Raw genomic sequence first — 22463 nt, forward strand, 5'->3', positions numbered from 1 at the left:
TCAGCCGAAGCCGGGCGGGTCGACCTGGACTCTGACCGCGCCCGGGCTCTTCTTCGTGGCTCGGGTCGACTGGGCTTCCTTCAACGCGCGGACGAGAGCCGTGCCGTGGGCTCGCGGGGTGCGGACCACGGCACGGACCGTCTCGTCGTCGAGGTCCACGGGGCCGAGGACCTCGAGGCCGGAGGACGGCGGGATCAGGTCGCGGAGGCGGGTGACGAGGTCGTTGACCGACTCCGACGGGCCGGTGAGCTCGGCGAGCTTGGCGGCGGGGGCGAGGCGCGCCGTACGGCGTTCCTCGATCTCGCGGGCGGCGTACCCCTCGGGGCTCCAGCGGACGATCGCCTGCAGCGGCAAGGCCGACGGGTCGCCGACCAGGATGACGGGGCTGCCCGCGCGCACCAGGGCGGCCGCGTTGAACCAGCGCCGGACAGCCTCCTCAGGGGCGCGCAGGTCGGGGCGGGCGAGCATCAGCCAGGTGTCGAGGAGCAGCGCCGCGCTGTACCCGCCCTCGGCAACGGGTTCGGCTCCCGGCGTGGTGACGACCAGTGCCGGCGCGTCCGGTACGACGTCGAGCATGTTGTCCCCGCCCGACGTCCGCACGACGACACCGGGGAACGCGCGGCCCAGCTCCTCCGCCGTACGACGGGCGCCGATCACCGCCGCACGCATCCGGGTGTCGCCGCACTCCGGGCACCGGTGATCGACGGCCGGACGGCCGCACACACTGCAGCTGGCCGGTCCGGATCCGCCGGTACGACGCAAGGTGCCGCCGCACGTGGAGCACCGCGACGGCGCCCGGCACGTCTGGCACACCAGGCTCGGCAGATATCCCGCGCGCGGCACCTGCACCAGCACCGGCCCGGCCCGCAGCCCTTCACGGGCGATCTCGAACGCGCGGTGCGGCAACCGGGCAGCACGCGCCGCGGGGTCGCGCGCCAGGTCGATGTCCGACTCCCCCGCGACGTGCACCGACGGCGCGGCGGCCCGGATCGTCTTCCGGTCCGCGATCAGCTCGTGCGCGAACCCGGACTCGATCAGCGCCGCCGCCTCGGCGGAGCGCGCGAACCCGCCGAGCAACGCCGCACACTGCTGCCGGAACGCCCGCAGCAGCAGCACCTCCCGGGCATGCGGGTACGGCGCGCGCGGCTCGGCGTACGACTCGTCGCCGTCGTCCCACATCGCCACCAGCCCCAGATCCGCGACCGGCGCGAACGCCGCCGCCCGGGTCCCGATCACCACTCGCGCACAGCCGTGCAGCGCGGACAGGAACGCGCGATAGCGAGCCGTCGGCCCGAGATCCGCGGACAGCGTGACGAAGCCGGACTCCCCCAGCACCTCGGCGCACGCGGCGGCGAGCCGCTCGAGATCCCGCGCGTCCGGCGCGAGCAGCAACGCACCCCGCCCCGACGCCGCACACACCGCGGCGGCCTGCGCGAACGCCAGCGCCCAGTCGGCCCCCGGTACGGCGGTCCACACGGCCCGCGGCGACTCCGAACGCTCGATCGCATCGAGGAACCCCGCCGGGTACGGCGACCACTCGGAGCGGGACGTCGACACCGGCGGGCGCGCCGGCTGATCGCAGCGCAGCGGCTCCCCCTCGACCTTCGCGTGCCGCGGCGGGACCGCCAGCCGGGTGACGTCCGCGAGCACCCCGGCGTACCGGTCGGCGACCGCGCGGCACAGGTCCGCGATCTCCGGTGTCAGCACCCGCTCGGGCGAGACGACCTTCCGCAGCCGGACCAGCTTGCCGTCGTGGTCGGACTCGTCGAGCCGCTGCAGGACGAACCCGTCAAGGTCCTTGCCCGCGAACCGCACCTTGACCCGGGCGCCGGGCTGCGCCGCATCGGCCATGTCGTCGGGCACCAAATAGTCGAACGGCCGGTCCAGGTGCGGGAGCGAGACGTCGACCGCGATCCGGGCCACCGGCAACGACGTGGTGATCTCGGCCGGTTCCTTGGTGCGTGACTTGCGGACGGTGTCGCGCAGCAGCGTCAGCTGCTCCGGCGAATCCCCGTCCGAGGCCACGTTCGATGTCACTGAGGAATGCTAGAGCAGCGGGCCGACAGTGCGGTTGTGCACTGCCGACCCGCTGTGGACAACGATGAGGCCAACTACTTGCCGACCGCGGCCTTGAGAGCCTCGACGCGGTCCGTGCGCTCCCAGGTGAAGCCCTCGCCGGTGCGGCCGAAGTGGCCGTTCCGCGCGGTCTGGGCGTACACCGGCCGGAGCAGCTCGAGGTCGCGGATGATCGCGGCCGGCCGCAGGTCGAAGACCTCGCGGACCGCGTCGGCGATCTTCTCGACCGGGACCTTCTCGGTGCCGAACGTGTCGACGTAGAAGCCGACCGGCGCGGCCTTGCCGATCGCGTACGCGACCTGGCACTCGACCCGGTCCGCGAGACCGGCCGCGACGATGTTCTTCGCCACCCAGCGCATCGCGTACGCCGCCGAGCGGTCCACCTTGGACGGGTCCTTGCCGGAGAACGCGCCGCCGCCGTGCCGCGCCATCCCGCCGTAGGTGTCGATGATGATCTTCCGCCCGGTCAGCCCGGCGTCGCCCATCGGGCCGCCGATCTCGAACCGGCCGGTCGGGTTCACCAGCAGCTTGTAGTCGCTCGCGTCGATGTCGAACTGCTCGAGCACCGGGTCGACGACGTGCTTCTTGATGTCCGGCGTCAGCATCGACTCCAGGTTGATGTCCGCCGCGTGCTGGCTGGACACCACCACGGTGTCGATCCGGACCGCCTTGTCGCCGTCGTACTCGACTGTGACCTGGGTCTTGCCGTCGGGCCGCAGATACGCCAGAGTGCCGTTCTTGCGGACCTCGGCGAGCCGCTCGGACAGGCGGTGCGCGATGGTGATCGGCAGCGGCATCAGCTCCGGCGTCTCGTTCGACGCGTAGCCGAACATCAGGCCCTGGTCGCCCGCGCCCTGCAGATCCAGGGCGTCCTGGGACGCGTCCGAGCGCGTCTCGTACGCCGTGTCGACACCCTGCGCGATGTCCGGGGACTGGCTCCCGATGGCGACCTGCACCCCACAGGACGCGCCGTCGAAACCCTTCAGGGACGAGTCGTAGCCGATCTCCAGGATGCGCGATCGCACGATCCCGGGAATGTCGACGTACGCCGTCGTGGTGACCTCTCCCGCGACAACGACCAGACCCGTGGTGATCAGGGTCTCGACCGCGACCCGGCTCTTCGGGTCCTCGGCCAGCAACGCGTCGAGAATGGAGTCGCTGATCTGGTCAGCGATCTTGTCCGGGTGACCTTCGGTCACGGACTCGGACGTGAAAAGGCGCCTCGCCACAGTTCTCCCTCGGATTCCTCTTGTGCCGCCCGGTTGCGCGTTGGCACAACCGCGCGATCCCCCCATGCACCGGCGGTTGGCGATGCATCTTGGGAAGTATGCCAGCAGTTTCCACCCGCGTCCCGGTGACGCTCCGAATTCATCCAGGATACGAGATCTGTGACCATATTCTGGACGATCGCTGCCGTTTCAGGCGTGAGCGCCGACCGTCACGTCGCCCAGTGTGAGCGACGCCGTAGCACCAAGGATCGCAGCCACGCGGTCTACCTCCGCGTCCAGCAGGGCGCGGCGGCGCCTGTTCAGCGGGGCGAGCGCCTCGACGGTGACCTGCACCCTCCGGCCGGACTTCTTCTGGTGCCAGACGCCGGCCACGATGCCGTCGACGAGCAGCAGCGGGTAGTTGCCGGCCTGGCCGCGGGCGGTCGCGCGGGCGAACGCCTTGCCCGGGAAGAGCAGCTCGCGCGGGAAACTGCCGACGCCGTACGCGTCGAAGTACGGCAGCAGCCGGACGCCCTCGGCGCGGTCGTCGGGGAACTCGTCGTCACCGGGAGCCACCCAGGCGGCCTGACCGTCGAGCTCGACCTGCGGAAGGCCCTCGAAGTACGGCTTGACTCGCGTCGGAGCGACGCTGAGCCAACGGGCGAACTGTTGCGGGGTCGCGGGGCCGTAGGAGTAGAGGTATCGCTCCAGGAGCTCGGTCAGGGCCTGCTCGGCGGGCATCGGCTCGAACGGCCGGAGGCGGTGCGGGTTCGCGTACGTCACGAGACGGCCGCGCATCGGCCCGTGGCAGAGGACGCCGGCGTGCGCTGCCACGTGGACCGCCTGCCGCCAGCGGGCCCACGCGCCCTGGAACGCCGGGATCGTCGGCTCCCGGGCCCACTCACCGGTCCGCCGGACGACCTCCTCGGTCAGCTCGTCGACGGTCAGGTCGTCGTGCGCCAGGGCCGCGCCGATGGCGACGACCACCTGATCGATCTCGTCCGGCGTCATCCGGATCGGCTCCGGCTGCGAACCGTTCGCCGGCAGCGCACCCAGCGCCCCGGTCCACATCGGCAGATCCTCGAGCGGCAACAGATGCACCGTCCCCCGCGGCCCGAACGTCTTCACCAGCCCTTCGTCCCGCCGCACTGTGTCCCGCGTCGCCCCTTCCACCCGGAGCGCCACGGAAGCCTCCCCCGCCGCCGCGATCTGCGCATGCGCCCCACACATCGCCCGCACAGCATCCACCGCCGTACCGACCGGCGCCATCAACCCATGCCGCCGCATCCGCCGCGCTACGACGGCCTCCCAACTGATCTCCACACCCCGACCCTAAAACGCAAAGCGGACAGCCCCTGTCCCCTTCTCCCCACACCCGCACCGCACATCCCCACACCCCCACACCCCGCACCCCCGCACCGCGCATCCCCGCACCGCGCATCCCCGCACCGCGCATCCCCGCACCGCGCATCCCCGCACCGCGCATCCCCGCACCCCCCGCACCGCGCACCCCCGCACCGCCGCACCCCCGCACCGGGCACCGGGCACCGGCACGTTTGAGAGGTGAACCCCCGACGGTGCCCGTTCCCCCTGCGTTATCCGTGGCAGGAAGGGGCCAAATGAGCGGTTGACCTCCTCGGCGGACCGGCGGGGGTCAGGCCGCCCGGCCGGAGCGGGCGAACGCGCTCCGGATGTCGGTCAGCAAGCGTTCCGGTCGGTGGAAGTCTGTCCAATCCGCTCTGACCACCTCGAGCCCCAGCGCTCGCAGCCGGTCCTCACGGATCTTCTCCTGCACCAGAACCTCACTGGAGGAGCCGGCGTACTTCAGTCTCCCGTCGAACTCGACGACCGTGTTGAACTCGGCGATGAAGAAGTCGACCCGGGCGACGAACCCGCGGGCATCGTGGAACTCGACCTGCAGTTCAGGAGCCGGCAGCCCGTGGTCGGCGAAGAGCACCCGCATCCGGGACTCCCCCACGGATTCCGAACGCAGATCAGCGAAGTTCAGTGCGGCACGGGCTGTCGCGCTGCCCGGCCAGTACGCCGTCGCATCGAGCAACCGCCGTACGTCGGCCGCGCTGATCGAGCAGTCGCGCAGCGCTGCGTCGAAGCTCACGACGGCTGCCTCGAAGGACGTCGTACACGCGGTCTCGAACACCGCACGAGCGGCGGTCGTCGTCACGAGCCCGCCGACCCGGGTGAGGTCGGCGTCGGCCAAGCCGCCCGCGTGGTGATGCACACCTGCCACTGTCCCGCTGGTCGTGTCGTCCCGCCGGGTGATGTGAACGCAGCTGAGGTCCAGTCCCCACAACGGCAAACCATGCAGAGCCAGCGCAGACTGATGGCTGATCGCGACCGCGGCGGTCCGCCGTGCATTGACGGCGGCGTGGACCAATCGCAGGTGGTCCTGACGGGCCAGGACCCAAGGCTCGACCCCGGTCGTGTCGAGCGCCTCGGCGTACTGACCATGCCGGATCCGGACCCATCGACCGTCGTGCAGCCGCGCGCGGATCTGCTTCGGTGTGTAGCCACTGGCGACAGCCTGACGCCGACTGAAGACACCACCCTGCCGTTCCGCCACCAACCTGAGCTTTGAGTTCACCCCTACAGCATCCGCGCCACCGGCACCCCGCACACCGCCGATTCGCTGTTCTGTGGATAACCGTTTCAGTGGTTCACCACTGAAACGGACCGTTAGCAGCTCGCATGCCAAGGGTGAACGGGCAAGCCGAAAGGTTCACCTCGCAAACGGCCCACGGGCAGCCCGGGGGTGGTGGGCGGCAGGGGGCGGTGGGTGGCCGGGTGCCGGGGGCGGTGGGTGGCCGGGTGCCGGGGCGGTGGGTGGCCGGGGGGTGGGTGCCCGTGGGGGCGGTGCCCTAGGGGGTGGGTGCCCCACGGGGTGGGTGGCCGGGTGCGGGGGCGGTGGGTGGCCGGGGGGGCGGTGCCCCAGGGGGTGGGTGCCCCAGGGGTGGGTGCCCCAGGGGGTGGGGGCCCTAGGGGGTGGGTGCCCCACGGGGTGGGTGGCCGAGGCGGTGGTGAGTTAGGACCAGTGGGTGGCGACTAGGTTCCAGATGACGCCGGCGAGGGCGTCCTTGCTCCCGGAGGGGACCGGGAGGGCGTTACCGGCGCGGTCGAGGATGACGGCCTCGTTGACGTCGCTGCCGAAGACCTTGCCGCCGGAGACGTCGTTGACGACCAGGAGGTCGCAGCCTTTGCGTTCGAGCTTGGCGCGGCCGAGCTCGAGGACCGAGTGGTCCGCGTCGCCGGTCTCCGCGGCGAAGCCGACGATCACCTGACCGGTGCGGGCCCGGTCGTGCGAGATCGTCTGCAGGATGTCCGGGTTCTGCACCAGGCTGACCGCCGGCACCGAGCCGTCGGCGGTCTTCTTGATCTTGTGCTCGGCGACGTCGGCCGGGCGGAAGTCGGCCGGGGCGGCCGCCATCACGATCGCGTCCGCGTCCCCGGCGCGCCCGGTGATCTCGTCGTACAGGTCGCGGGTGCTGGTGACCGGGACGACCTGGACGCCGGCCGGGTCGGGCAGCTCGGAGTTCGCCGCGACCAGGGTGACCTTGGCGCCGCGGGCGGCGGCGATCCGGGCGAGCGCGTAGCCCTGCTTGCCGGACGAGGAATTGCCGAGATACCGGACCGGGTCGAGGTGTTCACGGGTCCCGCCGGCGCTGATCAGCACCTGCTTGCCGGTCAGGTCGGCCACCGACTGGCCCGCCGCGCGGGCGGCCTCGTCGGCGAGCATCAACTGGCTGATCGCGAAGATCTCCGACGGCTCCGGCAGCCGGCCGCGGCCGGTGTCGGCGCCGGTCAGCCGCCCGACCGCCGGGTCGAGGACGGTGATCCCCCGCGAACGCAGGGTCGCGACGTTCGCCTGGGTGGCCGGGTGCTCCCACATCTCGGTGTGCATCGCGGCCGCGAACAGGATCGGGCAGCGCGCCGTGAGCAGGGTGTTCGTGAGCAGGTCGTCGGCCAGCCCGTGGGCGGCCTTGGCGATCAGGTTCGCGGTCGCGGGCGCCACCACGACCAGCTCGGCGGCCTTGCCGATCCGGACGTGCGGAACCTCCTGCACGTCGTCGAACGGATCGGCGGTCACCGGCTGCCCGGACAGCGCCGCCCAGGTCGCCTCGCCGACGAACTCCAGCGCGGCCGCGGTCGGCACCACGCGCACGCTGTGCCCGGACTCGGTCAGCCTCCGGAGCAGGTCGCAGACCTTGTACGCCGCGATGCCGCCGCCGACCCCGAGCACCACGTTGGGCTTCATACGGGGTGAGTTACTCGGACTTCTCCGCGGCGGCGGCTTCCGCCTCGGCCTCGGGGTCGATGTCGGTGCAGGTCAGCACACCGTCGTTGATCTCGCGCATCGCGATCGACAGCGGCTTCTCCTGGACGTGCGTCTCGACCAGCGGCCCGACGTACTCCAGCAGGCCCTCGCCGAGCTGCGAGTAGTAGGCGTTGATCTGCCGCGCCCGCTTGGCCGAGTACAGCACGAGCTTGTACTTGGAGTCGGTGTGGGTGAGCAGGTCGTCGATCGGCGGGGAGGTGATGCCGATGGCGACGGGCTGGTTGCCAGACAAGTTCAGCTCTTTCCAGAGATGGAGGGTGATCGAATCAACTTTACCAACTGATCGGCGGCCTCCCGAACCGAGGCGTTGACGATCGTCACGTCGAACTCCTTCTCGGCGGCCAGCTCGACGGTCGCGGTCTCCAGCCGGCGCTCCCGCTCCTCCGGCGTCTCGGTGCCGCGGAACAGCAGCCGACGGACCAGTTCGTCCCAGGTCGGCGGCGCGAGGAACACGAACTGCGCCTCCGGCATCGTCTCGCGGACCTGGCGCGCACCCTGCAGGTCGATCTCCAGCAGGGCCGGGCGGCCGGCCGCGAGCTTGTCGAGCACCGGCTGCTTCGGGGTGCCGTAGCGGGCGGCCTTGTGCACCACGGCCCACTCCAGCAGTTCGCCGTCGGCGATCATCCGGTCGAACTCGGCGTCCGACACGAACAGGTAGTGCACGCCGTGCACCTCGCCCGGCCGGGGTTTGCGGGTGGTCGCGGAGACCGAGATCCAGATGTCCGGGAACCGTTCGCGGATGTCGGCCGCGACGGTGCCCTTCCCGACCGCGGTCGGTCCGGCCAGCACGGTCAGCCGCGCCGGGTCGGGAGCCGCCGCCGGCTCGTTCGAACTGTGTCCCGCGTGCGTGGTCATCGTCACACCAGTGTCCAACGAGCCGGTCGAGGTTTTGGTCTGGCTCACCCTGAAATCACTCGGCAATCACTCAGCGAATTCGCGCTCGAGCGCGGCGATCTGGTTCGATCCGAGGCCGCGCACCCGCCGCGTCTCCGAGATCCCGGCGCGCTCCATGATCTGCTGGGCGCGGACCTTGCCGACGCCGGGGATGCACTGCAGCAGCTGGCTGACCCGCATCTTGCCGATCACGTCGTTCGTCTGCCCCTCGTGGAGCACCTCCGTCGGAGACGCTCCCGAGTGCCGGATCCGGTTCTTGATCTCGGCTCGTTCACGCCGCGCCGCCGCGGCCTTGTCCAGAGCCGCCGCACGCTGCTCCGGGGTCAAAGAAGGAAGTGGCACCGTTTCACCTGTCCCGTTGTATGGCTTCGCAAGGGAACCTAACACGGGTTCAGCCCGCGGTCTGGCCGTGGTGGAACAGAGTCGCCGGACAACGCGCGAATTAGAACGATCAGTTGATCAGTTCAGTGCCGGGAGGTCGACCTTGCAGCTGTCCTTCGCCTGGCTGGAGATGTTCTTGTACGCCGTCATGACGCCGCCGGTCTGCTTGCTGAGCTCAGCCAGCTTGGCCGCGTCCGTACCGGCCTTCTGCGCCTTCTCGGCGAACGTGACGACGACACCCCAGTCGTCCTTCACGTCCTGCGGCGCGGACTCCTGGAGCTTCTTCGCGTCGTCCAGGATCTTCACGTAGTCGACCGGCTTCTGCGGATCGACGTCGACCGCCTTGGCGGCGTACTTGGCGAGATCGACGCAGTACGCCTGCTCGTCGGTGCAGGCGGTCAGCACACCGGCACCGGCGGCCACGGTCGCGAGGATGGCGAGAGAACGCTTCATCGGGCTCACGCTACCGGGAGTGACCAAATCATCCGAAACGAATACGTTCCGGGCTGGTGGGACGGAACGGGCAGAGCCGTCCCACCAGGTCACGTCGGGTCAGGACCGCGTCAGTTGCCGGCGCCCGGCAGGTCGATCTTGCAGGTGTCCTTCGCCTGCTTGGTGATCGCGTCCATGGCGGGCTTGATCTTGTCGCCGTCGGACTTCGCCAGCTCCACCAGCTTGTTCGTGTCGCCCTTGGCGTCCTGCGCCTTCTCGGCGTAGTCGATGACGGTCTTCCAGTCGTCCTGCAGGTCCTTCGGCGCCGACTTCGACACCTTCTTCGCCTGGTCCAGCATCTTGCCGACGGCGTCGGAGTCCTTGATGTCCAGGTCCTTCGACGAGTCGACGTACCCCTTCAGGTCCGCGCAGTAGTCGCCACCCGAGCAGGCCGTCAGGGCGCCAACACTCATCGTCACAACGGCCGCGAGGGCTGCCAGCTTCCGCATCGTGTTCCTTCACTGTGTCGCGCGGGAAGTCCGTGGCTCCCCGTCCGCGGACACCTTTCCGAACGCCGGGGTCAACGCGAGCTCCGGCACGCCGTGAAGAACGTCGCACCCGGCGACTGGAACCGGGTTGTGATGTGGCGCGTCGCCGTCCTTCGAGTGGACTTCAGGTCTGGCGACGGTGATCGCGACCGCGTTCGCCGACACGATCACCAGGATCGCCGCCCAGTCGAGGATCGCGAGCCGCTGCCCCAGAACCACCAGCCCGACCAGGGCCGCGAGCACCGGGTTCACGCTCATGAACACCCCGAAGAACTGGGCCGGTACGCGTCGGAGCGTCAGCAGGTCGACGAGGAACGGCACGGCCGACGAGAGCAGACCGGCCACCAAGGCGTACGACACCGCGGCCGGCGTCGGCGGGTGATGCAGCAGGACGACCACGCCGACCGGGACGTACGCGAGACCCGACAGCGCGGCCGCCGCGGCCGAACCTGTTGCGCCCGGCAACTCCCGGCCGACTTTGCGGTTGAGCAGGATGTAGAACGCCCAACACGTTGCCGCGAGCAAGCCCAGGCCGACGCCGAGGTAGTCCGTCGTCGCTTGCGGGCGGGTCAGCAGGACGACTGCGGGGGCGGCGACCAGCGCGCACACCAGATCCACCATGCGCCGGGAGCCCAGCAACGCAACGGCGAGCGGTCCGAGGAACTCGAGCGTGACTGCGAGGCCCAGTCCAACCCGGTCGATGGCGGTGTACAGCGACAGGTTCATCACCGCGAAGACCATCGCCAGACCGACCACCGGGCGCCATTGGCGGCGGGTGATCGACCGGAGCCGCGGGCGGCCGACCGCGAGCAGCGCGATCGCCGCGACCCACTGCCGGATCGCCACCACGCCGGCCGGGCCGATCACCGGGAACGCCAGCGCCGCCACCGACGCACCCACCTGCGTCGACAGGCCGCTGCCGAGCATCATCACCACACCGGTCAACCGTTCGCGCCTCACGATCACCGAGCGTCCGCCGGAAGCCGCCGTTCGCAAAATGCAGGCGCCCGCCGATCTATACGCTGGAGTCATGGATATCCGGCAGTTGCGGTGCCTGGTCGAGATCGTCGACTCGGGCACGTTCACCGACGCCGCGATCGAGCTGGGAATCTCCCAGGCGGCGGTGTCGCGCAATCTGCTGGCCCTGGAGCGGGAGCTCGGCGTCCGCCTGCTGCACCGGACCAGCCGTTCGCTGACCCCGACCGCGGCCGGTGTCCGGGTGCTGGCCCGGGCGCGGCACATCCTCGCCGAGCTCGACGAGCTGGTGAGTGAGGCGACGAGCGGCCATACGCGGCTGCGAGTCGGTCACGCGTGGTCGGCGTTCGGCAGCCGGACCCGCGAATTCCAGCGCCGCTGGGCAGCCGAGCACCCCGGCGTCGAATTGCAGCTGATCCGCACCAACACCGCGACCGGCGGTCTCGCCGAGGGGCTGTGCGATCTCGCGGTGGTCCGCAGCCACCTCGAGCTCGGCCGCTTCGCCCACGTCCTGCTCACCCGGGAACCCCGGTACTGCGCCCTGCCCGCCGACGACCCGCTGGCGCGCAAGCGGTCGCTGACGCTCGACCAGCTCCGGGACCGCACCATCGTCATCGACCGCCGCACCGGAAGCACCACGGCCGACCTGTGGCCGGACGACGCGCGGCCGAAGATCGAGCTGACCCAGGACGTGGACGACTGGCTCGCCGCGATCTCGTCGGGGCGCCGCGCCGGGCTCACGCCGCAGGCGACCACGACGCAGTACCGCCGCGACGGCGTCGTCTACCGCCCGGTGCGGGACGCGCCCCCGGTCGACGTCCACCTGATCTGGCATCGCGAGGACCCGCACCCGGCGACCCAGGCCGCCGTCGACCTGCTGGCCGCGCTCTACCGCGAGTCGAGCGACCCCACCAACTGACGGCAGTCGTTCGCGTTCGTTCTGCAGCTCGACAGGAGGTGTCGGCCCTTTCGGGCCGATCGGGTGCCTGGACGAGCGTGGCCGGTGACCGCTGGTCCGGATACCTCCTGTCGAGCTGCAGATGCTCAGTAGCCGAGAACGCTTCGGTAGGCGTCGTTGGTGCGGGCGGCGGCGTCCTGGAGGGCGGTGGCGCCGGGGCCGGCGCCGAGGATCTCGCGGGAGCTGGACGGGACGACGTTGCGCACCGCCGGACCGAACACCTTCGTCAGGCCCTCGGCCGTGCCGCCCTGGGCGCCGAGGCCGGGGGCGAGCAGCGGGCCGTTGATGTCCAGGTTCTCCTCGGTCGAGCTGATGGTCGCCCCAACAACCGCGCCGAAGGAGCCCAGGCCCTCGACGCCGGCGTTCAGCTCGCGCAGCCCGTCGAGGACCGCGCCGGCGACCGTCGACCCGTCCGCGGTCCGGGCGGTCTGGAACTGCGGGCCTTCCGGGTTCGAGGTCAGGGCGAGCACGAACAGTCCCGCCCCCGCCTCCCGCGCCTCGTCGATCGCCGGCTGCAGCGAGCCGAACCCGAGGTACGGGCTGACCGTCAGCGCGTCACAGGCCAGCGGGCCCTTCTCGGCCAGGTACGCCGCCGCGTAGCCCGCCATCGTCGTACCGATGTCACCGCGCTTGGCGTCGATGATCACCAGCGCCCCGGCCTCGCGGAGGCGGATCGTCGCCTGCTCGAGGACGGCGACCCCGGCCGACCCGAAACGCTCGAAGAACGCCGACTGCGGCTTGAACACCGCGACCCGGTCGGCGAGCGCGTCGACGACGCCGTACGTGAAGGACGCGAGCCCCTGCGCGGTGTCGGGCAGGCCCCAGGCGTCCAGGAGGTGCTGGTGCGGGTCGATGCCGACGCACAGCGGGCCGCGGGCGTCCATGGCGGCGCGCAGCCGGGCGCCGAACGGCTTGTTACGCATGTCGCTCCCCAAAGGTTGGTTGCTCATGGCAAGCTCCTGTTGATCCGGCGGATCAGGCCGGGGCCTTTGTAGATGAGTCCGGAGTAGACCTGGACGAGGCTCGCGCCGGCGTCGAAGAGGCGGATCGCGTCCGACGGTTCGACGATCCCGCCCACACCGATGACGGGCAGCTCTCCCCCGGTCTGGCTGTGGATGTGGGCCACGACCTTGGCCGACGTCTCCGCGAGTGGGCGGCCCGACAGACCGCCCGCCTCACCGGCGAGCGGGTGGGTCTCGACGCCGGGGCGGCCGATGGTGGTGTTGGTGGCGATGATGCCGGCGACGCCGGTGTCGGTGCAGACCTGGAGCAGCTCGTCGATCGCCGAGGTGGTCAGGTCCGGCGCGATCTTCACCAGGATCGGCTTCGGCTCGAGGCCCGCGACGGTCAGGCCCGCGGCTTCGGTGTGCAGCGCGGTCAGCAGTTCGCGGAGGTGGCCGGCGTCCTGCAGCGAGCGCAGGCCGGGGGTGTTCGGCGACGACACGTTGACCGCGAAGTAGTCGCCGTACCGGTAGAGGCGGCGCAGGGAGGTCACGTAGTCCTCGACCGCCTCCTCCAGCGGCGTCACCTTCGATTTCCCGATCGAGATGCCCAGCGGGTAGCCCAGGTCGCCGTACGCCGCCAGCCGCGCGGCCAGTGCCTCGCTGCCGAGGTTGTTGAAGCCCATCCGGTTGATGACGGCTTCGTGCTCCACGAGGCGGAACAGCCGCGGTTTCTCGTTGCCGGGCTGCGGGTGCGCCGTGACCGTGCCGACCTCCACGAAGCCGAAGCCGATGGCCGGCCACGCGCGCAGTGCGATGCCGTTCTTGTCCATCCCGGCAGCGAGCCCCACCGGTGAGGGGAAGCGGACGCCGAAGACCGTGCGCGGCGCGGGCGCGCCGTACAGCCGGGCTCCGGCGCGGGGAGCACCGGGGATGCGGCCGAGCAGGCGGAGGGCGGCGAGCGTCTGCTCGTGCGCGACCTCCGCGTCGCCCTTGCCCAGCCGGTACAGGACCGGCCGGACAAGGCGCTCGTACATCGACCGGTCAGACACCGCGGATCCTCGGGACCCAGTCCTGCAGGGACCGGACGCCGATGTCGCCGGCGCGCTGCGCCTCGATGCCCTGGACCGCAGCCGCGAGGCCCTGGACCGTCGTGATGCACGGGATGTTGCGGGCGACGGCTGCGCTGCGGATCTCGTAGCCGTCCAGACGCGGCGAGCCGCCCTGGGTGATGCCGATCGGCGTGTTGACGATCAGGTTCAGCTCGCCGTCCTGGACCATCTGGACGATCGTCGGCTCACCGTTCGGGCCCGGGCCCTGGCTGCTCTTGCGGACCGTGACCGCCTCGACCCCGTTGCGGCGCAGAACGTCAGCCGTCCCCTCGGTCGCGTAGATCTGGAAGCCGAGATCCGCCAGCCGCTTGACCGGGAAGATCATGTGCCGCTTGTCCCGGTTCGCGACCGAGACGAACACCTTGCCGGCACCGGGCAGCGGCTGCGAGGCCGCCGCCTGCGACTTCGCGAACGCCGTACCGAAGGTGTCGTCGACGCCCATCACCTCGCCGGTCGACTTCATCTCCGGCCCGAGCACCGTGTCGACCGACGAACCGTCGATGGTCCGGAACCGGTTGAACGGCATCACGGCCTCCTTGACCGCGATCGGCGTGGTCGGCGGCAGCGTGCCGCCGTCACCGGTCGCGGGCAGCAGACCCTCGGCGCGCAGCTCGGCGATCGTGGCGCCGAGCATCACCCGGGCGGCCGCCTTCGCCATCGGCGTCGCGGTCGCCTTCGACACGAACGGCACCGTCCGGGACGCCCGCGGGTTCGCCTCCAGCACGTACAGCACGTCGCCGGCGAGCGCGTACTGGACGTTCAGCAGGCCGCGGACGCCGACACCGCGGGCGATCGCCTCGGTGGACTTCCGGATGTTCTCGATGTCGGCGTTCCCGAGCGTGATCGGCGGCAGCGCGCACGATGAGTCGCCCGAGTGCACCCCGGCCTCCTCGATGTGCTCCATCACGCCGCCGAGGAACAGCTCGTCGCCGTCGAACAGCCCGTCGACGTCGATCTCCACCGCGTCGTCCAGGAACCGGTCGATCAGCACCGGGTGCTCGAACGCCCCGTCGCCGCCGAGCCGCTCCAGAGCGGCGGTCAGCTCGGCCGAGCTGTAGACGATCTCCATGCCGCGACCGCCGAGCACGTACGACGGCCGGACGAGGACCGGGAACCCGATCTCCCCGGCGACCTGGTGCGCCTCGTCGGCCGACAGCGCCGTGCCGTGCTTCGGCGCCGGCAGCTTCGCGTCCGCGAGCACCTTGCCGAACGCGCCCCGCTCCTCGGCCAGGTGGATCGCCTCCGGCGACGTCCCGACGATCGGTACGCCGGCGTCCGCGAGCCGCTGCGCCAGCCCGAGCGGCGTCTGGCCGCCGAGCTGGACGATCACGCCCGCGACCGGGCCGGCCTGCAGCTCGGCGTACACGATCTCGAGCACGTCCTCGCAGGTGAGCGGCTCGAAGTACAGCCGGTCGGAGGTGTCGTAGTCGGTCGAGACCGTCTCCGGGTTGCAGTTCACCATCACCGTGCAGTACCCGGCCTCGCGCAGCGCCATCGACGCGTGCACGCAGGAGTAGTCGAACTCGATCCCCTGCCCGATCCGGTTCGGCCCGGAGCCCAGGATCAGGACGGCGGGCGTGTCGCGCGGCGCGACCTCGGTCTCCTCGTCGTACGACGAGTAGTGGTACGGCGTCTCGGCCTTGAACTCGGCCGCACAGGTGTCGACCGTCTTGTAGACCGGCCGGATCCCGAGCGCCTGCCGGACACCGCGGACGACGTCCTCGGTCAGCCCGCGGATCTCGGCCAGCTGCAGGTCGGAGAACCCGTGCCGCTTGGCCAGCTTGATCACGTCGGGCGTCAGCCGCGGCGCGGCCGCGACCTGCAGGGCGGTCTCGTGGATCAGGTACAGCTGGTCCACGAACCAGGGATCGATGCGCGTCGACTCGAAGATCTGCTCCGGCGTCGCGCCCGCCCGGATCGCGTCCATGACGATCCGGAGCCGGCCGTCCTGCGGCGTCTTGATGGCCTCGAGCAACGGCTCCAGCTCCGACGCGGGCTGCCCCGCCCAGGAGAACCGGGCCTCCGGCTTCTCCAGCGAGCGCAGCGCCTTCTGCAGCGCCTCGGTGTAGTTCCGGCCGATCGCCATCGCCTCGCCGACGCTCTTCATGTGCGTGGTCAGCGTCGCGTCCGCGGCCGGGAACTTCTCGAACGCGAACCGCGGCACCTTCACCACCACGTAGTCCAGCGTCGGCTCGAAGCTGGCCGGCGTCTGCCGGGTGATGTCGTTCGGGATCTCGTCCAGCGTGTAGCCGATCGCGACCTTCGCGGCGATCTTCGCGATCGGGAACCCGGTCGCCTTCGAGGCCAGCGCGGACGAGCGGGACACCCGCGGGTTCATCTCGATCACGATCAGCCGGCCGTCGGCCGGGTTCACCGCGAACTGGATGTTGCAGCCGCCGGTGTCGACCCCGACCTCGCGGATGATGCCGATGGCCAGGTCCCGCATCACCTGGTACTCGCGGTCGGTCAGGGTCATCGCCGGCGCGACCGTGACCGAGTCGCCGGTGTGCACACCCATCGGGTCGACGTTCTCGATCGAGCAGATGATCACGACGTTGTCGGCCTTGTCGCGCATCACCTCCAGCTCGTACTCCTTCCAGCCGAGGATCGACTCCTCGATCAGGACCTCGGTCGTCGGCGACGCGTGCAGCCCGGCGCCGGCGATCCGCCGCAGGTCCGCCTCGTCGTAGGCCATCCCGGAGCCGACGCCGCCCATCGTGAACGACGGCCGGACGACCAGCGGGTACCCGAGCTCGCCGGCCGCACCCATCACGTCGTCGAGGGTGTGGCAGATCCGCGACCGCGCGACCTCGGCGCCGAGCTTCTCGACGATCTGCTTGAACGACTCCCGGTTCTCACCGCGCTGGATCGCGTCGACGGACGCGCCGATCAGCTCGACGCCGTACTTGTCCAGGACGCCGTTGTCGTGCAGGGCGATCGCCGCGTTCAGCGCGGTCTGGCCGCCGAGGGTGGCGAGCAGCGCGTTCGGGCGCTCCTTCTCGATCACCTTCTCGACGTACTCCGGGGTGATCGGCTCGACGTAGGTGGCGTCGGCGAACTCCGGGTCGGTCATGATCGTGGCCGGGTTGGAGTTCACCAGGACGACCCGGAACCCCTCCTCCTTGAGCACCCGGCAGGCCTGGGTCCCGGAGTAGTCGAACTCGCAGGCCTGGCCGATCACGATCGGCCCGGATCCGATCACCAGGACCGAATCGATGTCTGTACGGCGCGGCATCAGTTCCGCCCTTCCATCAGTTCGACGAAGCGGTCGAACAGGTACGCCGAGTCGTGCGGGCCGGCCGCCGCCTCGGGGTGGTACTGGACCGAGAAGGCGAGCACGCGGCCGTCCTTGCCGGTGAGCTTCAGCCCTTCGACGACGTTGTCGTTGAGCGAGACGTGGCTGACCTCGGCCGTCCCGTACGGCGTCTGCACCACGGAGTCGATCGGCGCGTCGACCGCGAACCCGTGGTTCTGCGCGGTGATCTCGACCTTGCCGGTGGCCCGGTCGAGCACCGGCTGGTTGATGCCGCGATGCCCGTACTTCAGCTTGAAGGTGCCGAGCCCGAGCGCCCGCCCGAACACCTGGTTGCCGAAGCAGATCCCGAAGTACGGCTTGTCCTGCTCGAGCAGCTGCTTGAGCAGCGTGGTCGGGTGCTCGGTGGTCTCCGGGTCACCCGGGCCGTTGCTCATGAAGATGCCGTCCGGGTTCACCGCGAGCACCTCCTCGAGGGTCGCGGTGGCCGGCAGTACGTGCACCTCGATGCCGCGCTCGGACATCCGCTTCGGCGTCATCGACTTGATGCCCAGGTCGAGCGCGACCACCGTGAAGCGCTTCTCCCCCTCGGCCGGCACGACGTACGGCTCGAACGTCGTCACCTCCGAGGCCAGGTCGGCGCCGACCATCGGCGGCTGCTCGAGCACCTTGGCCAGCAGCTCGGCCGGGTCCAGGACCTCGGTGGAGATCCCGGCGCGCATCGCACCGCGCTCCCGCAGGTGGCGGGTCAGCGCACGGGTGTCGATGCCGGAGATCCCGACGATCCCCTGGCCCTTCAGCTGGTCGTCGAGCGAGCGCGTGGCGCGCCAGTTCGACGGGACCCGGGCCGGGTCGCGCACGACGTACCCGGCGACCCAGATCTTCTGCGACTCGTCGTCCTCGTCGTTGATCCCGGTGTTGCCGATGTGCGGCGCCGTCTGGGTGACGATCTGCCGGTGGTACGACGGGTCGGTCAGTGTCTCCTGGTACCCGGTCATCCCGGTGGTGAACACCGCCTCGCCGAAGGTGGATCCGGTCGCTCCGTACGACGTGCCGGCGAACGACCGGCCGTCTTCCAGGACCAGCAGTGCTGGCTGGCTCATGATGCTCCGATCAAGGTCGAGATGGATGCGGTCAGGGCGGCGGTGTCGGCCTTACGGCGCGGACGGAACCCGGTGTCGAGCTCACGTCCGTCGTGGGTCCAGGTGACCACGACCAGGCCGGACTTCTCCGCGGTCACCTTGCCGGCGATGCCACGGTCGGTCCGGACCCCGGTCAGCCGGTCCGCGGGGATGAAGACATCCGCCGCGCCCTGCCGGTGGAAGATCAGGCCGGCCTCACTGACGGCCAGGTCCGCGGTCGCGCGGACGCCCAGTTCGTGCACGGCGATCCGGTCCATCCAATCGCCCGCGCTCGTCGTCGCGACGTACACACCTTCGACGCCGCGTGTCGAGTCCTCTGGCGCCGTGGGCAAGGGCGCCAGGTCAGCCTGCCGGGACTGGCGGTTCCGCCAGCCCCGGTACATACCGAAGTAGGCAGCCGCCAGCACCACCAGCGTGCCGAGAATGCCTAGGAAGGCCTTCACTGCGTGAGCTCACCGTCCAGGACGGTCGGCGTACCGCGCAGGAACGTCGCTACCACCTTGCCGGGCAGCGTCATTCCCTCGAACGGCGTGTTCCGCGACAGCGACACCGACTCCTCGGGGACCACGGTCCGCTCGACGCGGGGGTCGTACAGCACGAGGTTCGCCGGTGCGCCGGCCTCCAGCGGACGGCCGTGGTCGGCAGCCTGACCGATCGCGGCCGGCGCGTAGCTCATCCGGTCGGCGACGTCGGCCCAGGTCAGCAGCTTGGTGTCGATCATCGCGTGCTGGACCACGGACAGCGCGGTCTCCAGGCCGGTCATCCCGAACGCGGCCGCGCTCCACTCGCAGTCCTTGTCCTCGACCGGGTGCGGCGCGTGGTCGGTGGCGACGATGTCGATCGTGCCGTCGGCCAGGCCCTCGCGAACGGCCTCGACGTCCTCCTTGGTGCGCAGCGGCGGGTTCACCTTGTACACCGGGTTGTAGGAGGCGGCCAGGTCCTCGGTCAGCAGCAGGTGGTGCGGCGTGACCTCGGCGGTCACCTCGAGGCCGCGGCGCTTGGCGGCCCGGACGATCTCCACCGAGCCCTTGGTGGACAGGTGGCAGATGTGCAGCTTCGACCCGACGTGCGCGTTCAGCAGGATGTCGCGGGCGATGATCGCCTCCTCGGCGACACTCGGCCAGCCGGTCAGGCCGAGGACGCCGGACAGCGCGCCCTCGTTCATCTGCGCGCCCTGGGTGAGCCGCGGCTCCTGCGCGTGCTGGGCGATCACGCCGCCGAACGCCTTCACGTACTCCAGCGCGCGGCGCATCAGCGCGGCGTCCCAGACGCAGTCGCCGTCGTCGGAGAACACCCGGACCCGGGCCGCGGAGTCCGCCATCGCGCCGAGCTCCGCGAGCTGCGTGCCCTTGCGGCCGACGGTGACCGCGCCGATCGGGTACACGTCGGCGTACCCGGCGTCGCGGCCCAGGCGCCAGACCTGCTCGACGACGCCGGCGGTGTCGGCGACCGGGTCAGTGTTGGCCATCGCGAACACCGCGGTGAAGCCGCCCTGCGCGGCCGCCCGGGTGCCGGTGAAGACCGTCTCGGCGTCCTCCCGGCCGGGTTCGCGCAGGTGCGTGTGCAGGTCGACCAGCCCGGGCAGCGCGACCAGGCCCGCGGCGTCGATCGTGGTGACGTCCGCCGGCGCCTCCAGGCCGGTGCCGGTGGCAACGATCTCGCCGTTGTCGATCAGCAGGTCCGCCACCTCACCGCCAACGATGCTCGCGCCGGTGATCAGGTAAGCGGTCATGCCGTGGGCTCCTCGGTGGTCTCGTTGGTTCCGGACAGCAGCAGGTACAGGACGGCCATCCGGATCGCGACGCCGTTGGTGACCTGCTCGACGATCACCGAGCGGGTCGAGTCGGCGACCTCGGCGCTGATCTCCATGCCGCGGTTCATCGGGCCGGGGTGCAGCACGATCGCCTCGTCGGGCAGCTGCGCCATCCGGTTCCTGTCCAGGCCGTAGCGCCGGGTGTACTCCCGGGCGCTCGGGAAGAACGCGTCGTTCATCCGCTCCCGCTGCACCCGCAGCATCATCACCGCGTCGCTCTTCGGCAGCACCGAGTCGAAGTCGTACGACGTGACGCACGGCCAGGTGCTCATGTCGACCGGCAGCAGCGTCGGCGGGGCGACCACGGTGACGTCGGCGCCGAGCGTCGAGAGCAGCAGCACGTTCGACCGGGCGACCCGGGAGTGCAGGACGTCGCCGACGATCGTGATCCGGCGGCCGTCCAGCGCGCCGAGGTGGCGGCGCATCGTGAACGCGTCGAGCAGCGCCTGGGTCGGGTGCTCGTGGGTGCCGTCGCCGGCGTTCACCACCGAGCCGGTCATCCAGCCCGACGTCGCCAGCAGGTGCGGCGCCCCGGACGAGCCGTGCCGGCAGACGACCCCGTCCGCGCCCATCGCCTGCAGCGTCAGCGCAGTGTCCTTGAGGCTCTCGCCCTTGCTCAGGCTCGACCCCTTCGCGGAGAAGTTGATCACGTCCGCGGACAGCCGCTTGGCGGCCGCCTCGAACGAGATCCGGGTCCGGGTGGAGTCCTCGAAGAACAGGTTCACCACGGTCCGCCCGCGCAGGGCGGGCAGCTTCTTGATCGGCCGGTCGGCGAGCGATCGCATCTCCTCGGCCGTGTCGAGGATCAGCTGCGCCTCGTCGCGGCTCAGGTCGCCCGCGCTCAGCAAGTGCTTCATGCCTGTGCCCCCTTGTCCGCGATCAGGACCGCGTCCTCGCCGTCGAACTCGTCGAGATGAACGGTGACCCGCTCGACCAGCGAGGTCGGCAGGTTCTTGCCCACGTAGTCGGCGCGGATCGGCAGCTCGCGGTGGCCGCGGTCGACCAGGACGGCGAGCTGGACCGCGCGCGGGCGGCCGAGGTCGCCGAGCGCGTCGAGGGCCGCGCGGATGGTGCGGCCGGAGAACAGCACGTCGTCGACGAGCACCACGACCTTGCCGTCGATCCCGTCCGCCGGGATGTCGGTGTGCTCCAGGCCGCGCGGCGGTTTGAGGCCGATGTCGTCGCGGTACATCGTCACGTCGAGTGACCCTGTCGGCACGCTCTGCCCCTCGACGGCCTGGATCCTGGCCGAGACGCGCTGCGCCAGCGGGACGCCGCGGCGCGGGATGCCGAGCAGGACGACCGGGTCGGCGCCGCGGTTCCGCTCGAGGATTTCATGGGCGATCCGGGTCAGTGCCCGGGAAATGTCGGAAGCGTCCAGGACCTCGCGACCGCTGCGTTTCGGCGGCTGCTCGGCCTGGTGCTGCTCTGCACTCTGGGCAGGGCTCATCGCTACCGTTCCTCCTTTCCCGCCTCTCTGGACGGGTCTTTAAAGGACGTTCGGACCGCTTGACATGGTATCGGATGTGACACGCCGTCTTGACGCTGGCCTCGCCCCCGGAATATTGTTACTCTGTGTAACCGAGGGGGGTTCACCTTACCGGCCCGTTCCGGCGGGCCGGACATGACGAACTAGTCGGAGGGAAGAACCAGCGTGCCTAGCGAATACGCGAAGACACTGGGTGGCAAGTTGCGCGCCATCCGCCAGCAGCAAGGACTGTCGCTGCATGGCGTGGAAGAGAAGTCCAAGGGTCGCTGGAAGGCGGTCGTCGTCGGCTCGTACGAGCGCGGCGATCGAGCCGTCACGGTCCAGAAGCTCGCGGAGCTCGCCGATTTCTACGGCGTGCCGATCCGTGAACTGCTTCCTGGATCCGCCAGCGCGGCCGCCGCGGCTGCCGCTCCTCCCCGGTTGATCCTCGACCTGGAGGCCCTGCAACACCTCGACGCGAGCGAGGCCGGTCCGCTGACGCGGTACGCGGCCACGATCCAGGCTCAGCGCGGGGACTACAACGGCAAGGTGCTGTCGATCCGTCAGGACGACATGCGGACGCTGGCGGTCATCTACGACGAGTCGCCGACGACGCTCACCGAGCGCTTCATCTCCTGGGGTGTGCTGAACCCGGAGGCGAAGGGCGAGGTCGAGGAGTCGCCCGAGGTCGCCGGAGCCTGACGCCTGAACGAAGGCACCAGACGGTCGGGGCTTGTAGCAGCTGGCCCGCGGCCGCCCGCCTTCCTTCAGCTGACCGAACAGAGCAGCAACCGCGACAACCGCAGTAACCACGCGGCAGGGACCACCTCACCAGCCGCAGAACGGGGACGCAAACGGCGGCCCGGGACCGTACCGAGACGGTCACCGGGCCTGACAACTACAGAGGGCTC

Annotated in this window: 21 protein-coding genes; 2 read left to right on the plus strand and 19 right to left on the minus strand. The window is 70.6% G+C overall.

What is annotated here, in order from left to right:
* The 11 genes from AB0L64_RS07935 to AB0L64_RS07985 form a co-directional block, all read right to left on the minus strand.
* Complete coding sequence (locus AB0L64_RS07935) at positions 1-2037, minus strand: primosomal protein N' (protein WP_363708965.1); 2037 nt, start codon at positions 2035-2037, stop codon at positions 1-3.
* 74 nt (positions 2038-2111) lie between these two features.
* Positions 2112-3305, minus strand: a complete 1194-nt coding sequence (metK, locus tag AB0L64_RS07940) for a methionine adenosyltransferase (protein WP_359923616.1) — start codon at positions 3303-3305, stop codon at positions 2112-2114.
* A gap of 189 nt (positions 3306-3494) precedes the next feature.
* A complete protein-coding gene (locus AB0L64_RS07945) occupies positions 3495-4607 on the minus strand; it encodes a winged helix DNA-binding domain-containing protein (RefSeq protein WP_363708967.1) in 1113 nt (370 codons plus the stop codon).
* A 331-nt stretch (positions 4608-4938) separates the two neighbouring features.
* Positions 4939-5865 carry a type IV toxin-antitoxin system AbiEi family antitoxin domain-containing protein gene (locus tag AB0L64_RS07950; protein ID WP_363708969.1) on the minus strand — a complete coding sequence of 309 codons (927 nt, stop codon included), beginning with the start codon at positions 5863-5865 and terminating at the stop codon, positions 4939-4941.
* A 459-nt stretch (positions 5866-6324) separates the two neighbouring features.
* Complete coding sequence (gene coaBC, locus AB0L64_RS07955) at positions 6325-7554, minus strand: bifunctional phosphopantothenoylcysteine decarboxylase/phosphopantothenate--cysteine ligase CoaBC (RefSeq protein ID WP_363708971.1); 1230 nt, start codon at positions 7552-7554, stop codon at positions 6325-6327.
* A gap of 10 nt (positions 7555-7564) precedes the next feature.
* Positions 7565-7867, minus strand: a complete 303-nt coding sequence (gene rpoZ, locus AB0L64_RS07960; protein WP_355478349.1) for a DNA-directed RNA polymerase subunit omega — start codon at positions 7865-7867, stop codon at positions 7565-7567.
* Between the two features lie 2 nt (positions 7868-7869).
* Positions 7870-8490 (minus strand): guanylate kinase, encoded by a 621-nt coding sequence (gmk, locus tag AB0L64_RS07965; RefSeq protein ID WP_359923608.1) that lies wholly within the window; start codon positions 8488-8490, stop codon positions 7870-7872.
* A gap of 66 nt (positions 8491-8556) precedes the next feature.
* Positions 8557-8871, minus strand: coding sequence for an integration host factor, actinobacterial type (gene mihF / locus AB0L64_RS07970; protein ID WP_132145957.1), 315 nt, complete (start codon positions 8869-8871; stop codon positions 8557-8559).
* A 117-nt stretch (positions 8872-8988) separates the two neighbouring features.
* Positions 8989-9363 (minus strand): hypothetical protein, encoded by a 375-nt coding sequence (locus AB0L64_RS07975; protein ID WP_363708974.1) that lies wholly within the window; start codon positions 9361-9363, stop codon positions 8989-8991.
* Between the two features lie 110 nt (positions 9364-9473).
* Positions 9474-9851 carry a hypothetical protein gene (locus AB0L64_RS07980; RefSeq protein ID WP_355691703.1) on the minus strand — a complete coding sequence of 126 codons (378 nt, stop codon included), beginning with the start codon at positions 9849-9851 and terminating at the stop codon, positions 9474-9476.
* 9 nt (positions 9852-9860) lie between these two features.
* A complete protein-coding gene (locus AB0L64_RS07985; RefSeq protein WP_363708976.1) occupies positions 9861-10850 on the minus strand; it encodes an EamA family transporter in 990 nt (329 codons plus the stop codon).
* A gap of 70 nt (positions 10851-10920) precedes the next feature.
* Here AB0L64_RS07985 and AB0L64_RS07990 point away from each other — a divergent pair, with 70 nt between their 5' ends.
* Positions 10921-11784: a LysR family transcriptional regulator gene (locus AB0L64_RS07990; RefSeq protein ID WP_363708978.1), complete on the plus strand. Its 864-nt coding sequence runs from the start codon at positions 10921-10923 to the stop codon at positions 11782-11784.
* Between the two features lie 125 nt (positions 11785-11909).
* Here the strand turns inward: AB0L64_RS07990 and pyrF are convergent, their stop codons facing one another.
* The 8 genes from pyrF to pyrR are packed head-to-tail and all read right to left on the minus strand — an operon-like array spanning position 11910 to position 21534.
* Entirely contained in the window at positions 11910-12773 is an 864-nt protein-coding gene (gene pyrF / locus AB0L64_RS07995) for an orotidine-5'-phosphate decarboxylase (RefSeq protein ID WP_363708980.1), read from the minus strand.
* Positions 12770-13816 carry a quinone-dependent dihydroorotate dehydrogenase gene (locus AB0L64_RS08000; RefSeq protein ID WP_363708982.1) on the minus strand — a complete coding sequence of 349 codons (1047 nt, stop codon included), beginning with the start codon at positions 13814-13816 and terminating at the stop codon, positions 12770-12772. Before AB0L64_RS08000 ends, pyrF begins: the two co-directional genes overlap by 4 nt.
* A complete protein-coding gene (gene carB / locus AB0L64_RS08005; protein WP_363708984.1) occupies positions 13809-17111 on the minus strand; it encodes a carbamoyl-phosphate synthase large subunit in 3303 nt (1100 codons plus the stop codon). Before carB ends, AB0L64_RS08000 begins: the two co-directional genes overlap by 8 nt.
* Positions 17111-18232 (minus strand): glutamine-hydrolyzing carbamoyl-phosphate synthase small subunit, encoded by a 1122-nt coding sequence (gene carA, locus AB0L64_RS08010; protein ID WP_363708986.1) that lies wholly within the window; start codon positions 18230-18232, stop codon positions 17111-17113. Before carA ends, carB begins: the two co-directional genes overlap by 1 nt.
* Positions 18229-18714 (minus strand): hypothetical protein, encoded by a 486-nt coding sequence (locus tag AB0L64_RS08015; protein ID WP_363708988.1) that lies wholly within the window; start codon positions 18712-18714, stop codon positions 18229-18231. The genes carA and AB0L64_RS08015 overlap by 4 nt, the downstream gene beginning before the upstream one ends.
* Positions 18711-20003 carry a dihydroorotase gene (locus AB0L64_RS08020; RefSeq protein WP_363708990.1) on the minus strand — a complete coding sequence of 431 codons (1293 nt, stop codon included), beginning with the start codon at positions 20001-20003 and terminating at the stop codon, positions 18711-18713. Before AB0L64_RS08020 ends, AB0L64_RS08015 begins: the two co-directional genes overlap by 4 nt.
* Positions 20000-20941, minus strand: a complete 942-nt coding sequence (locus AB0L64_RS08025) for an aspartate carbamoyltransferase catalytic subunit (RefSeq protein ID WP_363708992.1) — start codon at positions 20939-20941, stop codon at positions 20000-20002. The genes AB0L64_RS08020 and AB0L64_RS08025 overlap by 4 nt, the downstream gene beginning before the upstream one ends.
* On the minus strand, positions 20938-21534 hold the full coding sequence (gene pyrR / locus AB0L64_RS08030; RefSeq protein ID WP_359923575.1) for a bifunctional pyr operon transcriptional regulator/uracil phosphoribosyltransferase PyrR: 597 nt from the start codon (positions 21532-21534) through the stop codon (positions 20938-20940). The genes AB0L64_RS08025 and pyrR overlap by 4 nt, the downstream gene beginning before the upstream one ends.
* A 204-nt stretch (positions 21535-21738) precedes the next feature.
* Between pyrR and AB0L64_RS08035 the strand changes: the two genes are divergently transcribed.
* A complete protein-coding gene (locus AB0L64_RS08035; protein ID WP_363708994.1) occupies positions 21739-22254 on the plus strand; it encodes a transcriptional regulator in 516 nt (171 codons plus the stop codon).
* Positions 22255-22463 lie beyond the last annotated feature (209 nt).

It is taken from the genome of Kribbella sp. NPDC051936, from assembly GCF_040680955.1.
Lineage (GTDB): Bacteria > Actinomycetota > Actinomycetes > Propionibacteriales > Kribbellaceae > Kribbella.

Excerpts from the sequence above, each read along its gene's own strand:
- pyrR (WP_359923575.1), bottom strand. The coding sequence starts at position 21,534 with ATGAGCCCTGCCCAGAGTGCAGAGCAGCACCAGGCCGAGCAGCCGCCG.
- gmk (WP_359923608.1), bottom strand. The coding sequence starts at position 8,490 with ATGACCACGCACGCGGGACACAGTTCGAACGAGCCGGCGGCGGCTCCC.
- carB (WP_363708984.1), bottom strand. The coding sequence starts at position 17,111 with ATGCCGCGCCGTACAGACATCGATTCGGTCCTGGTGATCGGATCCGGG.
- AB0L64_RS08020 (WP_363708990.1), bottom strand. The coding sequence starts at position 20,003 with ATGACCGCTTACCTGATCACCGGCGCGAGCATCGTTGGCGGTGAGGTG.
- AB0L64_RS08025 (WP_363708992.1), bottom strand. The coding sequence starts at position 20,941 with ATGAAGCACTTGCTGAGCGCGGGCGACCTGAGCCGCGACGAGGCGCAG.
- AB0L64_RS07980 (WP_355691703.1), bottom strand. The coding sequence starts at position 9,851 with ATGCGGAAGCTGGCAGCCCTCGCGGCCGTTGTGACGATGAGTGTTGGC.
- coaBC (WP_363708971.1), bottom strand. The coding sequence starts at position 7,554 with ATGAAGCCCAACGTGGTGCTCGGGGTCGGCGGCGGCATCGCGGCGTAC.
- pyrF (WP_363708980.1), bottom strand. The coding sequence starts at position 12,773 with ATGAGCAACCAACCTTTGGGGAGCGACATGCGTAACAAGCCGTTCGGC.
- AB0L64_RS07990 (WP_363708978.1), top strand. The coding sequence starts at position 10,921 with ATGGATATCCGGCAGTTGCGGTGCCTGGTCGAGATCGTCGACTCGGGC.
- AB0L64_RS07975 (WP_363708974.1), bottom strand. The coding sequence starts at position 9,363 with ATGAAGCGTTCTCTCGCCATCCTCGCGACCGTGGCCGCCGGTGCCGGT.
- carA (WP_363708986.1), bottom strand. The coding sequence starts at position 18,232 with ATGAGCCAGCCAGCACTGCTGGTCCTGGAAGACGGCCGGTCGTTCGCC.